This is a genomic window from Anabaena sp. 4-3 (genome assembly GCF_001597745.1).
Lineage (GTDB): Bacteria > Cyanobacteriota > Cyanobacteriia > Cyanobacteriales > Nostocaceae > Trichormus.
Map to the genome: position 1 here is coordinate 1 of NZ_LUHJ01000066.1, position 13,876 is coordinate 13,876.

14 protein-coding genes and 1 tRNA gene are annotated in these 13,876 nt (G+C 41.7%); 7 read left to right on the plus strand and 8 right to left on the minus strand.

The genetic code is table 11. The annotated features are described in order from the left end of the window. Positions 1–328: 328 nt before the first annotated feature. A tRNA-Gln gene (locus tag A3775_RS17645) sits at positions 329–400 on the plus strand. A 251-nt stretch (positions 401–651) separates the two neighbouring features. On the opposite strand, the gene A3775_RS17650 is transcribed toward A3775_RS17645, so the two are convergent. Further along, entirely contained in the window at positions 652–1,131 is a 480-nt protein-coding gene (locus tag A3775_RS17650; protein ID WP_066380629.1) for a hypothetical protein, read from the minus strand. A gap of 186 nt (positions 1,132–1,317) precedes the next feature. On the opposite strand from A3775_RS17650, the gene A3775_RS17655 reads away from it, so the two are divergent. Next, positions 1,318–2,619 carry a hypothetical protein gene (locus A3775_RS17655; protein ID WP_066426063.1) on the plus strand — a complete coding sequence of 434 codons (1,302 nt, stop codon included), beginning with the start codon at positions 1,318–1,320 and terminating at the stop codon, positions 2,617–2,619. A 53-nt stretch (positions 2,620–2,672) separates the two neighbouring features. On the opposite strand, the gene A3775_RS17660 is transcribed toward A3775_RS17655, so the two are convergent. The 3 genes from A3775_RS17660 to A3775_RS17670 all read right to left on the minus strand — a co-directional run bounded on the left by A3775_RS17660 (position 2,673) and on the right by A3775_RS17670 (position 5,450). Then, positions 2,673–3,821 carry a SpoIID/LytB domain-containing protein gene (locus tag A3775_RS17660; RefSeq protein ID WP_066426064.1) on the minus strand — a complete coding sequence of 383 codons (1,149 nt, stop codon included), beginning with the start codon at positions 3,819–3,821 and terminating at the stop codon, positions 2,673–2,675. Between the two features lie 207 nt (positions 3,822–4,028). Beyond that, entirely contained in the window at positions 4,029–4,769 is a 741-nt protein-coding gene (locus tag A3775_RS17665; protein WP_066380624.1) for a M50 family metallopeptidase, read from the minus strand. Between the two features lie 144 nt (positions 4,770–4,913). Further along, on the minus strand, positions 4,914–5,450 hold the full coding sequence (locus A3775_RS17670) for a DUF4330 domain-containing protein (RefSeq protein ID WP_066380622.1): 537 nt from the start codon (positions 5,448–5,450) through the stop codon (positions 4,914–4,916). 263 nt (positions 5,451–5,713) lie between these two features. Here A3775_RS17670 and A3775_RS17675 point away from each other — a divergent pair, with 263 nt between their 5' ends. After that, positions 5,714–6,571: a M48 family metallopeptidase gene (locus A3775_RS17675; protein WP_066426067.1), complete on the plus strand. Its 858-nt coding sequence runs from the start codon at positions 5,714–5,716 to the stop codon at positions 6,569–6,571. Positions 6,572–6,587: 16 nt separating this feature from the next. Here A3775_RS17675 and A3775_RS17680 read toward each other — a convergent pair whose 3' ends face one another. Further along, the gene (locus A3775_RS17680; RefSeq protein ID WP_066380617.1) at positions 6,588–7,346 is read right to left on the minus strand and encodes a metallophosphoesterase family protein; all 759 of its coding nucleotides are present in this window, start codon (positions 7,344–7,346) and stop codon (positions 6,588–6,590) included. Positions 7,347–7,515: 169 nt separating this feature from the next. Between A3775_RS17680 and A3775_RS17685 the strand changes: the two genes are divergently transcribed. Further along, positions 7,516–7,806, plus strand: coding sequence for a DUF2470 domain-containing protein (locus A3775_RS17685; protein ID WP_066426069.1), 291 nt, complete (start codon positions 7,516–7,518; stop codon positions 7,804–7,806). Positions 7,807–7,854: 48 nt separating this feature from the next. Here A3775_RS17685 and A3775_RS17690 read toward each other — a convergent pair whose 3' ends face one another. Both A3775_RS17690 and fghA read right to left on the minus strand, forming a co-directional pair. Continuing rightward, positions 7,855–8,652 (minus strand): Tab2/Atab2 family RNA-binding protein, encoded by a 798-nt coding sequence (locus A3775_RS17690; protein WP_066426071.1) that lies wholly within the window; start codon positions 8,650–8,652, stop codon positions 7,855–7,857. An 80-nt stretch (positions 8,653–8,732) separates the two neighbouring features. Then, positions 8,733–9,587, minus strand: a complete 855-nt coding sequence (gene fghA, locus A3775_RS17695) for an S-formylglutathione hydrolase (RefSeq protein ID WP_066426072.1) — start codon at positions 9,585–9,587, stop codon at positions 8,733–8,735. A 191-nt stretch (positions 9,588–9,778) separates the two neighbouring features. Here fghA and A3775_RS17700 point away from each other — a divergent pair, with 191 nt between their 5' ends. Then, on the plus strand, positions 9,779–10,204 hold the full coding sequence (locus tag A3775_RS17700; protein WP_066380609.1) for a hypothetical protein: 426 nt from the start codon (positions 9,779–9,781) through the stop codon (positions 10,202–10,204). 131 nt (positions 10,205–10,335) lie between these two features. On the opposite strand, the gene A3775_RS17705 is transcribed toward A3775_RS17700, so the two are convergent. Beyond that, entirely contained in the window at positions 10,336–11,445 is a 1,110-nt protein-coding gene (locus A3775_RS17705; protein WP_066380608.1) for an S-(hydroxymethyl)glutathione dehydrogenase/class III alcohol dehydrogenase, read from the minus strand. A gap of 338 nt (positions 11,446–11,783) precedes the next feature. Between A3775_RS17705 and A3775_RS17710 the strand changes: the two genes are divergently transcribed. Then, a complete protein-coding gene (locus A3775_RS17710; RefSeq protein ID WP_066380607.1) occupies positions 11,784–13,067 on the plus strand; it encodes a valine--pyruvate transaminase in 1,284 nt (427 codons plus the stop codon). A gap of 141 nt (positions 13,068–13,208) precedes the next feature. Further along, positions 13,209–13,856, plus strand: a complete 648-nt coding sequence (gene rimM, locus A3775_RS17715; RefSeq protein ID WP_066426073.1) for a ribosome maturation factor RimM — start codon at positions 13,209–13,211, stop codon at positions 13,854–13,856. Positions 13,857–13,876: the final 20 nt, after the last annotated feature.

Consider the following 13,876-nt stretch of genomic DNA (forward strand, 5'->3'; position numbering starts at 1 on the left):
ACTCCTGCTTCTCTACGAGACGCTGCGCGAACGCAGTGAGTGAGAGGCTTCTTTTTGTTTAAGCTAACTAGCGCAAAAACATCCATAACGGCAGATGAAAGTTGCTTGTGCTGATTTCATCTGCCGTTACTGGAGTGCTTGTGATGATAGGCATCATTTCATTTTTTGCCCAGCTACTCCAGGGCGCGTTGACGCAACCCACCACAGGCATCGCGCTTCTTGAGTCTAAAGTCCAAACATGCCAATCAATAATTTATTTCCAAAATTTACTCTTAAACTACTTGACACTACCCAGGTACAATCTGCTATATTAATGATGTCGATGCTTTGGGGCGTCGCCAAGCGGTAAGGCAGCGGGTTTTGGTCCCGCCATCCCTAGGTTCGAATCCTAGCGCCCCAGTTTTAAACAACAGATAATCAGCTAATTATATTATCAATGTTACTGATGTATTTGTCCAGTCGAAAAATTAGTTAATTACCATTTTGGGTTGCTGATTAAAACATAGCACCGGTTAACTCTTAGCCTGAGAGTGTCATTTATTCATGGTAAATATAAATTTGTTGCTTGATTATTGTTGCTTGATTAATTTATCGTGTAATCAAGCAACAGTTAAATGTTTGTATTTACTGATGGCTGTCAATAGCTAGAGGCTACTTTTCAGGTGATTTTAAAGCTTGATCTAATATTTGCCGGGCTTGTTCGGCTTTAGTGCGTGCTTCTTGGTAACGTAGGTTAGCTTGAGCAAAGTTTTTGAGAACTTTAAAACCTTCTTTGAGGCGGTTAATTTCTTCTTCTGTGACTGATTGATCGGAAAATAGAACATCAACAGCCTTGCGAATTTCTAAAGCTTCGGCGCGTGTTTCTTGTACCTTTAATTTTAGTGTGGCGAGATTGCTGAGAACTTGCACAGCTTGTGTAACACTATCCTCACCACTGGTGGAATCAGATGAGGGTTCTTTCACTTCTATTAATTGTTGAGGCCCAAATCCTTCTTCTAATTCTGTAGGCAGTTTACCAGCATTCATCAGTTCTATCAACTGATCCATTGCTTTCTCACGGGCTTTGGCTGAATCTCTACCAGAAACAGTCAGGATGATGTCTGGACTTTGAGGGAGAGTGTACTGAACCATACATATTTAAGGCATTAATTTTGTTAATTAAGCAAGCTTAAACAACCTATTATAGCATGAAACAGTAGTAAAAATACGGAAAATATCGGGTTTGGCGATGATTTATCAAATCAGATTTAGAACTAGCCCAAAACCAAACTTTATACTTAAGGAAAGGCGAATAAATTTCGATAGGAGGGGCAAGCAATGGCTCCCAATCCAATTATCATGCAAGCTGTGGAGAAACTGGGCTACCGAGTCACTGTTGGTGATGTGGCAACTCAGGCTGGATTGAATGTAGCTGAGGCTAACCAAGGTTTATTGGCTTTAGCTACTGATGCTGGCGGACATTTGCAGGTAGCGGAATCCGGAGATGTGGTTTACCTGTTTCCCCGCAATTTTAGAGATGTTTTACGTAATAAATATTTACAGTTGCGATTGCAGGAATGGTGGCAGAAGATATGGGGAATTCTGTTTTACTTGATTCGCATTTCCTTTGGGATTTTGTTAATTGCTTCTATTGTTCTGATTACGATAACCATCATCGTAATTATTACGGCGATGAACTCTAGTAGTGATAATGACGATCGCAGTAGTAATAGTAGTTTTGGTTGGGGCTTCTTTTATGTTCCCGATTTGTTTTGGTATTTCAACCCAAATTATCAAAATTACCCGCAACAACGGCGGCGAGGTAGACAAGACAACAGCCAGATGAATTTATTTGAGGCTGTATTTTCATTTTTGTTTGGTGATGGCAATCCTAATGCTCACTTAGAAGAACGCCGTTGGCAGGAAATCGCCGCAGTGATTAGCTCAAATCGGGGTGCAGTAGTAGCTGAACAAATTTCTCCTTATCTGGATGACATCGGTGCAGCATATCAACAAGAATACGAAGATTATATGTTGCCTGTGCTATTAAGATTTAATGGACAACCAAAAGTTAGTCCTGAAGGACAAATTGTCTATTATTTCCCAGAGTTGCAGGTAAGAGCCAGCAGCAAACATCATCAGTCAGTGCCAGTATATTTAGAAGAGTTACCTTGGCGTTTCAGTGCTGCTAGTTCTGGGCAAATTATGCTGAGTGCTGGGTTAGGTGTGGCAAATTTGGTTGGTGCTTTGGTACTTGGTAGTTTATTAGCAGGTGGTGTAGTTGCGGCTGAGTTAGGTGGGTTAGTCGGTTTTGTGCAAGGAATTTATTGGTTGCTGTTAGCTTATGGTATAGGTTTTTTAGGTATACCTTTAGTGCGTTATTTTTGGATTCAACGGCGCAATAGTAAAATTGCTGCTCGTAATAGCGATCGCCTGTCTAGGGCAAGATTATTAACAAGTCCCAATCCAGCTTTACAGCAAAAAATTGATTACGCCCATCAGTTTGGAGCAGAAACAGTCATTAGTAATGAAGACTTGGTGTATTCCACCGAAACAGACTTACTAGAACAGGAAGTTGAGCGTTCAGCACAGATTGATGCTGAATGGCAAAGGCGATTAGAGCGAGGGAGTGGGGAGTAGGGGGAGTAGGGGGAGCAAAATGTGATGCCCAATGCCCCATGCCCCATGCCCAATTACTTGGCTTTAATTGGCGTTAAAGCGACACCACGATAATAATGTCCTAAGATTTGCAGGTGGTTAGCACCACGTAAAGCTAAATTATAGGCTCCCCATTGGCTCATGCCTAAACCATGCCCAAAGCCTAAACCTTGGAGTACAAAACTACCATCTTCTCTCCTGATGACATTAAAACGGGTACTTCTGAGTCTGAGGGCGGTACGTACATCTTCGCCCTTAATGACTTTTGTGCCTTTGTCGCCAACGATTCTTAAAGCTTTGACGCTGCGGAAAGGTGAGAAAGCTTCTGGAATGACATCTTTAACATTGCCTACACCAGAAATTCTGGCACTAATTTCCGCAGGGGTAAAGTTTCTTTCCCAAGAACATTCTTTAATATTTTGATCGTAATCTTGAACGGCTCGCAGGTAAGGCAGAGGATTACCCCAAACATCTTCGACGTTTTCGGTGTGTCCTCCTGAACAAGCGTGGAAGACTGAGAGAATGAGATTATTGTTATAGGTGAGGACTTGCCCAGCCGTGGCATCAACTGCGCTGTAAACTGCGGGAGATTCACTGCTTACCCCTTTATAAATTTGCCAACGATCTGGAGTGTCACCTAAATCGTAAACTGGGTTTTTACGCTGTTGTTCACGCTTGTAGAGGGCATAGGTACGGGCGGCGATCGCTTGAGCTTTTAGGGCTTCTTGCGGCCAGTTAGAACTCATTTCGCCACCAATGACGCTGTAGAGATATTCTTCTAAATCTACCCAGTTAACCACATCTAAACCTTTGTCTGTGGGGACAACCAAAGTTCTCCCCCGATACCAGCGATCGCCAATATAAACTAATCCTTCTTTTCCTGTGGGTTCAATCCAAAATAAACCAGACTGCCATTTATCTAAAGCCACACCGCCTGGAACAGCTTGGGCATAAAAAGCACTCATCCCCGGCAAATTGCCCAGAGTGCGCCCACCACTATCTTTGACAATTGCGGTGGTATTACTGCCAACTTTGACTTGATTGACTCCCCTTTCAATGGCTACACGCAAAATTACAGCAGCTTGAGCAGGAGCAACTAAAACTAGCCACAATAGGATACCTAACCACCAATGACGTATTTTAATCTGGGATAATAAAGAGCCTAATAACAGTTGGAATTTCATGCTGATTATTTGATCACAAGTATTGTAGCTCTGGACTGTCATACCAATTCAAATGCTTGATGTTGGCAGAATTGGCATGACATCCACAACTCAAGATCAGACAGTTCCTCTCAGGTAGAGGTTGCCACCTTCTCAATAATTATGCAATGGGTTCTAGTTTCTCTCCTGTGTACAAATCAGCAATTAATTTGTGAGATTTTTAAACACTTATACTGAACGATAGGCAAGACGGAGACTTTGCACCAGAATCATCAAGGATGCGATCGCCATTAATCCACCCCAAAACCAATAAGGTAACAGCAAATATTTTTGCATCTGTGCTGTATCAGAAAGTCCTAACGAGCCAGCAGAGGCACTAAATAAATAATTTAGTTGGTGGTAGGTACTGATACAAGCTTGCACGCCTAAAAATTGAACAGCAAATCCTTGTATCCATCGGGAAGCTTTGAGGGCGATACCTAGAATCATCAAACCTAACAGGGGAATTGCCACTAATCCAAACCAGGAACGTACCCAAATTAATGTAGAAACTAATAAAAAACCCCCCAAAATTTTCAGACTTAGGGAGGCGGTTTTAAAACTACGGGAAGCCAAAATCAATATTGCACCGGCAATTGGTGGCCCCATAGGGCCTGCTGCTGCCACTAAAGCCGGGGCGATCGGGCCTAGTGATAACCGAATGGCGTAGGTGGCGACTCCTGAACCATTGCTAAAAATCTGTAGTTGTTTAAACTGCCCCCCTAATAATAAAGCCATCAAACCATGACCCATTTCGTGAAACCATGTTGCTAGGATGCTAAAGGGGTATAAAATATAATCTCCTCCTGGGAATTGCCAGAGTATAGCCGTAGCGATCGCGGCTCCCACTAGCCAACTTAGCCCCATGCGTTCCACTACTGGCGGAGCTTCATGACTGAGTAAGGTGCCATCGTTCCCTGCTTCCTTCATATTTCAAATTCCTCAGCGTAATTACCCGAATTACTGGTATTTTTATTCTAATCCGAGGCGGCAGTGGGCAGGGGAGCGGAGAGAGAGCAGAGGGAGCAGAGGAGAAAAGCTAATGACTAATGCCCAATCCCCAATCCCCAATCCCTATTTTTTATTGTCTAATCTGATATCAATAACAGAAGCATTGAAGTTATAATTGAAACCTTCCAACTCAAAAGGCATCCCAATTTTTACTTTACTGTTACCTAAAACTGGGCCATTGTCAGTTACTTGTGCCTTACCTTCTAAAGTCAAAAGCATATCGGTACTAAAGTTATTACTTCTGGGATCTGGTAACTCTTTGACAGTTCCATCTGGTTGGCCTACTGTTAGCATTCTGGGTAGAATTTGGACAGATTTGATGCCAATTTGACCATAGGGCTGATTACGGATAATCACATTAGTTTTACCGCCTTTCTCAAAACCTTGATCAAATAACCGTTGAGTATCGCGCACATTCAAACCGCGAACTACTAAATCTACTTCTATAGGAACTGTTTTTGTACCTACCTGAGCCACAGAACCAGTAGTACCAGGAAAGACAAAAATTCCCACTATAACTAACAAAATCACTAGCCCAGCAAATAAGTCAAGGATGTTGATTTTGCCGAATAAGCGACCTTTGGAATCTAAAATAGCCATAAATAATTTTTCCAAATCAAAGCAGAGTAATTGATTTTAGCAATAAGTTTTCTGAGGTAAGTAGCAACTCTTCCCCTAGGATGAAAATTACAATTAACTGGCAGTCCGAGTTATGCGACAGTCTATCACAAGTTGGAATATTCGGAATGGGATAGACTCTGCTCAATTTCTACTATTTAATACTTAATTCCAGAATGCAACTAAGTAAACATAAATACGTCATATTACTTGTAGTTTTGATGTTGTTCTGCACTCATTAGATTATGGCTAACAGAAGAACCTGGCTGGCAAACTACCATATTTGGCGGCGACGTTGGTTTTATCCGTTAATTTCCGTGATAGTTGCTGTGAGTTTGTGCTTGACTACACCTTTACCTGGACGGGCTATAGATTTACTGCCGCTATTATTCCGGGGAGCGCAAATACTCCAACTATCAAATATATCTGATCGCCAGGAAGTGGAACTTGGCCAGCAAATGAATCAGGAATTGCGAGCTAGTGAAATCAAGCTTTACAATAATGCGGAAATTAATCGTTATGTGGTAGAAATTGGCCGGCGCATTGTAGCTAATAGCGATCGCCCCAATCTACCAGCGACATTTCAGGTAGTCCAAGGTAATCAGATCAATGCTTTTGCCACTTTGGGCGGATTCATTTATGTTTATACAGGTTTAATAGAAACCGCAGAAAATGAAGCGGAACTAGCCAGCGTGATTGCTCATGAATGGGGGCATATTAGCGGTAAACATTTAATCAAACAGATGCGCCAGAAAGCACTCGCTAGTGGTGTAGCCTCAGTCACAGGTTTAGATCGCAATACAGCCGTGAATATTGGTGTAGAACTCGCACTTAACCGTCCCCGCAGTCGTCAAGATGAATATGATGCTGATAGAAGAGGGTTAAGAACTTTGACAAGGGCTGGTTATGCTCCCTCGGCGATGGTGACATTTATGGAGAAGTTATTGAAAACTAGGGGTTCTGTCCCCACATTTTTAAGCACTCACCCGGCAACAAACGACCGCATTGATGCCTTGCAACGTGCTATCAATAATCTACCTAGTAATGGCCGTGACGGATTGGATAATGCTGCCTATCGCGCTAAAATCCGACCATTGTTATAGAATTTTAGGTTTTCTATCACGCTCGTTGCTTATTGCGGCGAGCAATTATTTGCTCTGGCTGCACTTCAACTACAGCTTCAGCTAAGGAAAGGGTACGTAAACTGTTTGTAAAAACGTTAGCTTGATAAATTAAGTTATTTGTAAGATCAAATCCAGTCAACCAGCCGCTACGAGGATGGTATGCACCAGTATCTATATCTAGCCATCCCCTTCCCTGTGCTAATTGCCCAGGATTCACACCAGGGAAAGTAAAGGTAATGGTATGACCAATAATCACCAGTTTATCAGGAAAATATGCTTCTTCGATAGTGTGAAATGGTTCACGTATCCAGCAGAATTGTTCCGCCGTTTGTTTGGCTAGCGGTATTTTTGGGTCTAAACCAGCATGAGTTAACCACACATTTCCTAAATCAATATAGGTGGGCAAAGTCTCCAACCAATCTATATGTTCTTGGGGAATGGTTTGATTTGGGTAGCTGTCTATTGTTGCTTGTCCGCCACTGTGTAGCCATGCTTGCACTAATGGCATGGGAACATTTTCATTACTGAGAATATTTAATAACATCTGCTCGTGGTTGCCCAAGAGACATTGATAATTATGTTGTATGACCAAATCAATCACATGATAGCTCTGAGGCCCGCGATCAATTAAGTCTCCTAAAAAATAAACTTGATCATCAAAAGCGGGAGCGATCGCTTCTAACAAAGTCATCAATCCTTCGTAGTAACCATGCACATCCCCAATAACTATTTGACGTTGCCTATTTTCGCTCATCGGCTCTTAGCTGAAATCAATAGCTTAATACGTTTGCTACAGTGTAAGCTGTCGGAATTCCGCAAATAAATGTAAAACTACTTGAATAATGTAAATTTATTGTAGTTTCTATTTGAGAAATTTGATAAAATTTAGGTATTTATTTGATTGCGGAACTGCCAAAACTACGATGTCTGATCAGTTTTCTCCTGAAATTAGCACACGCATCTGTAACCACATGAACGAGGATCATGCCAATGCCGTGCTTCTTTATGCACAGGTTTTCGGTGAAATCACTCAGGCGACAGCAGCACAAATGCTATCCATTGATGCTCAGGGTATGGAGTTAACCGCACAAGTTAATGGGGAAACTGTACCCGTCCGTGTTCCCTTTGATCATGTTTTGGTAGATGCCGAAGATGCTCATCATACTCTGATTGCAATGGTGAAGCAAGCTAGGGTTAATCAGCAAACTCAATAATTGTTTACTATTTAAAATTATGGTGTTTGATTGTTGTTAATTGCTCAATTAATCTTCAGATTGCAATAACCAAACACCACTGTAAGTCATACCAGAATCGTCAGGTTGTACGATTAAAAAGTGTAGTCCTCGGCTTTGTTGTTTACGTTGTTCATAAGCTTTCGCCGCAGTTGCTACTTCTGCATTTTCAAAAGTAACAACAATCCATCTATCTACTAAACCTGCTTCTAGTATCAAGCCATCCGGCGCACCAGCTATGTAATTTAATGCTACAGGATGGGTTTGTTGTATCCATTGGGCTAGACGTAGCGATCGCCTACCTCCATAAATTACCACGCCAGGAACGGCAACGGTTGAGGCTAACCCCAGATTAATCGGTTGTAGAGATTCTGGTACAGATAATATGGGAATCGGGCGATCGCTAAATAAATCTACCAAATCACCAGCCGCAATAGTTGCAAACCGCCACTCTTCCCCCCATAAATTGTCCGGTAATGGTGCTGGGGGTGGTTTATCTATGGCTAAAGGATATTGTTTTTCCCGTAACCATTGCTTTAAAGCTGAAGTCCGACGGTGAGGTTGAACAGTAATACCTAAATTTCGCCCAGCTACTTCCATTAAACTCAAAGATTGAGGACGAAACACCTGGATAACATCTGGTAGGTTTTCACCAGCCGCTTGTTGAATTTGAGCAGTAACCCAACTAGAATTAGCTTCTGACTGGGGACAGGTAGCGACATACTCAAAACTGCGATTTGCGTCACAAATCAACAACTCCCATAATACCTGTCCTGTTGCATCTTGTTGGGGACTACGATAAAAATCAGCTTGCCAAACCAGACTCATGAATTGCCCTGTTCCTTACAGCCTATTTGATGCCTCATTTAACTATTACCATAGTTTGTAGTCAAGGCTTCAGGCTTGTGTTATTTTTCCAGTAATCCGAAAGCGATCGCATGATGACGGATATGGTCTTCTATCAAACTGGCAATAAAATAATAACTGTGGTCATATCCTACTTGATACCGTAAATTTAAAGGTTGATTAACAGCTTGACAAGCCTGTTCAAATACTTCCGTTAACAATTGTGTTTCTAAAAATTTATCAGCCGTACCTTGATCAATCAAAATTGAACTGTGATAACCCAACTTTTGAACTAATTCACTAGCATCATAAGCAAGCCAACTTTCTTGATTACTACCCAAATAACGACTAAAAGCTTTTTGTCCCCAAGCACAACGCATAGGTGCAACAATTGGTGCAAAAGCTGAAACTGATTTATATAAATTGGGATTTCGCAGCGCACAAACTAACGCACCATGTCCACCCATTGAATGACCAAAAATCCCTTGATTATCAGTTTGTACTGGGAAATTTGCCGCAATTACAGCAGGTAATTCTTGCACAATATAACTATACATTTGATAATGCTGCTGCCAAGGTGCTTGAGTCGCATCAACATAAAAACCCGCACCTGTACCAAAATCCCAGTCATCATCCTCGCCGGGAATACCTGTATTCCGGGGGCTAGTATCTGGTGCAACTAACATTAACCCATACTCAGCAGCATAACGTTGCGCCCCAGCTTTGACCATAAAATTTTCTTCAGTACAAGTCAAACCAGAGAGAAAATACAGAACTGGTACTGATTTTTGGGTAGCTTGCGGTGGTTGATAAACAGCAAAACGCATTACACCATGACAAGTTGATGAGTCATGAGAGTAAAAGCCGAGTTTGCCATCAAAGCATTTATATTCTGAAATCAGTTGGATATTATTCATGATTGCAACAGTTACGATGTAAATTTTTAAATATCAGAATTTGATAATTTCTCAAGCAATATTATCTGATGCTACTGTAAATAATTACTCCAATTGACAGACGGAAGATTGAATAAAAATTTATAACTTAGTAAAAGCTTTTCAGTATTTTAGCATATTTACACATCAAAAAATTGAGAGGAAAAGTCAAGATGGCTAATAAAAACTACGAAGAGAAATATACTGAGCCTGAATTACGGGAAGAAATCAAAGAAGAAATTAAAAAATCAGATAAAGGCGGTAAACCTGGTCAATGGTCGGCACGTAAAAGCCAGATGTTAGTGCGAGAATATGAAAAGCAGGGTGGAGGCTATAAACAATCTGAAAAAGATGAATCTGCAAAATCTCTAGAAGAATGGTCTGAGCAAGAATGGCAAACTGAAGAAGGTGAAACCCGCGCCCGTGAAGGTGAAGTAACACAGCGTTATCTACCTAAAGAAGTTTGGGATAGGCTAAGTGATGCAGAAAAACAGGAAGCTGAAAAAACAAAAGAAGAAGCTTCTAAAAAAGGTCAACAACACGTAGAATGGACACCAGCTATCAAGCGGGTTATGGATGAGTTGGAAAAGGAAAAGTAAAAGTTAGGGGGCGTTAAAGCAGCGCGTAATGCACTATGAAACACAGCATAGTGTGTTATTAAAAATAGAGGACTAAAGTCCTCACTACAAACAATAATTAAGGTGGGTTAATATCCCACCTTGGGGAAAGTTTAAAATGTTACTACGCTGCGAATTGATTCGCCTTTGTGCATTAAATCAAAAGCATCATTAATCTGTTCAATGGGCATGACATGAGTAATTAAATCGTCAATGTTTATCTTGCCGTCCATATACCAATCGACAATTTTGGGGACATCCGTCCGCCCTCTTGCGCCACCAAATGCTGAACCTTTCCACACACGCCCGGTTACAAGTTGAAAGGGACGGGTGCTAATTTCTTCACCTGCACCAGCAACACCAATAATTACACTCACACCCCAACCTTTGTGACAACATTCTAAAGCTTGACGCATGACTTTAACGTTGCCGATACATTCAAAACTGTAGTCAGCACCACCTTTAGTTAAATCAACTAAGTATGCAACTAAATCACCTTCTACTTCATTGGGGTTAACAAAGTGCGTCATCCCGAATTTTTCAGCCAAGGCTTGCTTGTTGGGGTTAATATCTACCCCCACAATCATATTAGCCCCTACCATCCGCGCCCCTTGGATGACATTTAAGCCAATACCACCTAAGCCGAATACTACTACATTTGCGCCGGGTTCAACTTTGGCTGTGTTGATGACTGCACCAATACCTGTGGTTACGCCGCAACCGATGTAACAAACTTTATCAAATGGCGCATCTTCGCGAATTTTCGCCACGGCAATTTCTGGTAAGACGGTGTAGTTAGAAAATGTCGATGTCCCCATATAATGATGAATCATCTGCCCATCGATACTAAAACGGCTAGTACCATCAGGCATAACACCACGTCCTTGGGTAGCGCGAATAGCTTGGCAAAGATTTGTTTTAAAACTCAAACAATATGCACATTGCCGACATTCTGGCGTGTACAGGGGTATAACATGATCTCCTGGCTTGACGCTAGTGACACCTGCACCCACTTCTACCACCACACCCGCGCCTTCATGTCCTAAAACGGCGGGAAATAAACCTTCAGGATCAGCACCAGAAAGGGTGTAAGCATCTGTGTGACAAACTCCGCTAGCTTTAATTTCAATTAAAACTTCTCCAGCTTTTGGCCCCTCTAGTTCAACCGTTTCAATAGTCAACGGCTTACCCGCACCGTAAGCTACTGCTGCTTTAACTTCCACGAGTTAGCCCTCCTCAAAAAATTCAAAATTCAAAATTCAAAATTCAAAATTAGCTTGTCAGTCAGTCCGCGTAAATAATTCTACGTTTGTAGTAAGGGCTTTAGCCCTTCTTACGAGCCAATCTCAAGATTTTTGACATTACTTAATATGGTTTGATTCATATCGTAGGGTGGTGGCAAAGATTTTTAATGGTATGTTCCCTAATTAACAATGAAATTGCATTTTTTTGAGAGATTGGTACATTAGTTACAGGCGACAGAGTTTAACAATGTTATCGCTCTGACGCATAAATTTAGATTTTTGTCAACCCCTGATTTATCTCTACTTTTGCAAAGCTTATGAACCCTGCCCTAACAAAAATTGGCGCGCAAATGTCTAACCTGACTGGTGTACGAGCGATTATGAAGGATATTATCGAAACGTTAAAAGCCAGTGGGGGGCAGGAATTAATTAATCTGAGTGCGGGTAATCCTTTGATTTTACCGGAGGTTGAACAGTTATGGCGGGATTACACCGCAGAACTGTTGGCTAGCTCAGAATATGGTGAGGTAGTTTGTCGTTATGGTTCTAGTCAGGGTTACGCGCCGTTAATTGAAGCGATCGCTCAAGATTTTAATCAACGTTACGGGTTAAACTTAACTGACCGCAATATTTTAATTACTCCCGGTAGTCAAAGTCTCTACTTCTACGCCGCTAATGCTTTCGGTGGCTACACTAGCAATGGGGAACTCAAACAAATCGTTTTACCCCTCAGCCCTGACTACACTGGTTATGGTGGTGTGTGCTTGTACCCAGAGGCTTTACTGGCTTACAAACCCACTTTAGATATTGACGCATCTAATCATAAATTCAAATATCGCCCCGATTTCAGTCAATTATCTGTCAGTGAGAACACAGGCTGTATTATCTTCTCCCGTCCCTGCAACCCTACAGGTAATGTGATGACTGAGGATGAGGTGCAGAAAATCGCCGCCTTAGCCGCTTCCTATGATGTGCCGGTGTTAATTGACTCTGCGTATGCTCCCCCATTCCCGGCGTTAAACTTTACAGAAATGCGACCAGTATTTGGTAATAACATCATCCACTGTATGAGTTTATCTAAAGCTGGATTACCAGGGGAACGGATCGGAATTGCGATTGGGGATGAAAAATGGATACAAGTTTTGGAATGCTTCCAGACAAATTTATGTATTCATCCCTCACGCTATGGACAGGCGATCGCAGCTCGTGCTATTCAATCCGGTAGCTTGGCACAAATTGCCGAAACCGTGATTCGTCCTTTCTACCAAAACAAGTTTACTGTCTTAGAAGATACCTTAAACGCTACCATGCCCCAAGATTTACCTTGGTTTTTACATCGTGGTGAGGGGGCTATCTTCGCTTGGTTATGGTTAAAGGATCTACCCATCACTGATTGGGAATTTTACCAAGAATTAAAGAAAGTCGGTGTAATTGTCGTACCTGGTAGTACATTCTTCCCTGGTTTGAAAGAAGAATGGCAACACAAGCACCAATGTTTACGCATTAGCCTTACAGGTAGTAATGAGGAAATTAAACTGGGAATGCAGCTTTTAGCTAAAGCTGTAGAGCAAGTTTATCAAAGTGCGGTTGTCAGTGCGTGAAGTAGGGGAACAAATCAATTCAAAATTCAAAATTCAAAATTCAAAATTAAATAATTTTTGCCCATAATTCATTACTTTTGACTTTTGACTTTTGACTTTTGACTTGTTTATACCCTGTGCATCGATGCTCAATAGAAAACAATGAATAGCGAAGAATTAAAAGAACGTAAGGGGAAAAAGACAGCAGGGGGGAAGGCAAAAACTCAAAAAACCCAGTCCCCAGTCCCTAACCTTGATAATTGGATAGAAATAGGTAAAATTGTAGCACCACAGGGTTTGTCTGGTGAGGTGAGAGTTTACCCTAATACTGACTTTCCTGAACGCTTTGAAGAACCTGGACAACGTTGGTTATTGTATCCGGGAAAAACTGAACCAGAACCGATTGAATTGTTAGCAGGGCGTTACATAGAAGGTAAAAACTTATATGTGATTCAATTGGCTGGTGTGGATAATCGCAACCAAGCGGAAGAATTACGCGACTGTCGATTATTTGTACCAGTGAGCGATCGCCCCGAATTAGGCGATGATGAATATCATGTCATCGATTTAATCGGCTTGGAAGTTTTCCTACAAGCATCCGGGGAACTGGTGGGTACTGTGGTGGATGTGATTGCCGCAGGAAATGATTTACTAGAAGTAAAGTTACCAGTATCACTGGATAGCAAACAAAAACAAAAGACTGTCTTAATTCCCTTTGTGAGAGAAATTGTCCCTGTCGTCAATTTACCAGCCCGTCGCCTGGAAATTACTCCACCTGCTGGGTTGCTAGAGTTAGCAACTGGTAGTTAGGAGATTTAAGGGTGTAGGGT

What these genes read in the sequence shown, in the direction of transcription:
- A3775_RS17650 (WP_066380629.1), bottom strand. Translation starts at nt 1,131, where the DNA reads ATGGTTCAGTACACTCTCCCTCAAAGTCCAGACATCATCCTGACTGTT.
- A3775_RS17655 (WP_066426063.1), top strand. Translation starts at nt 1,318, where the DNA reads ATGGCTCCCAATCCAATTATCATGCAAGCTGTGGAGAAACTGGGCTAC.
- A3775_RS17660 (WP_066426064.1), bottom strand. Translation starts at nt 3,821, where the DNA reads ATGAAATTCCAACTGTTATTAGGCTCTTTATTATCCCAGATTAAAATA.
- A3775_RS17665 (WP_066380624.1), bottom strand. Translation starts at nt 4,769, where the DNA reads ATGAAGGAAGCAGGGAACGATGGCACCTTACTCAGTCATGAAGCTCCG.
- A3775_RS17670 (WP_066380622.1), bottom strand. Translation starts at nt 5,450, where the DNA reads ATGGCTATTTTAGATTCCAAAGGTCGCTTATTCGGCAAAATCAACATC.
- A3775_RS17675 (WP_066426067.1), top strand. Translation starts at nt 5,714, where the DNA reads ATGGCTAACAGAAGAACCTGGCTGGCAAACTACCATATTTGGCGGCGA.
- A3775_RS17680 (WP_066380617.1), bottom strand. Translation starts at nt 7,346, where the DNA reads ATGAGCGAAAATAGGCAACGTCAAATAGTTATTGGGGATGTGCATGGT.
- A3775_RS17685 (WP_066426069.1), top strand. Translation starts at nt 7,516, where the DNA reads ATGTCTGATCAGTTTTCTCCTGAAATTAGCACACGCATCTGTAACCAC.
- A3775_RS17690 (WP_066426071.1), bottom strand. Translation starts at nt 8,652, where the DNA reads ATGAGTCTGGTTTGGCAAGCTGATTTTTATCGTAGTCCCCAACAAGAT.
- fghA (WP_066426072.1), bottom strand. Translation starts at nt 9,587, where the DNA reads ATGAATAATATCCAACTGATTTCAGAATATAAATGCTTTGATGGCAAA.
- A3775_RS17700 (WP_066380609.1), top strand. Translation starts at nt 9,779, where the DNA reads ATGGCTAATAAAAACTACGAAGAGAAATATACTGAGCCTGAATTACGG.
- A3775_RS17710 (WP_066380607.1), top strand. Translation starts at nt 11,784, where the DNA reads ATGAACCCTGCCCTAACAAAAATTGGCGCGCAAATGTCTAACCTGACT.
- rimM (WP_066426073.1), top strand. Translation starts at nt 13,209, where the DNA reads ATGAATAGCGAAGAATTAAAAGAACGTAAGGGGAAAAAGACAGCAGGG.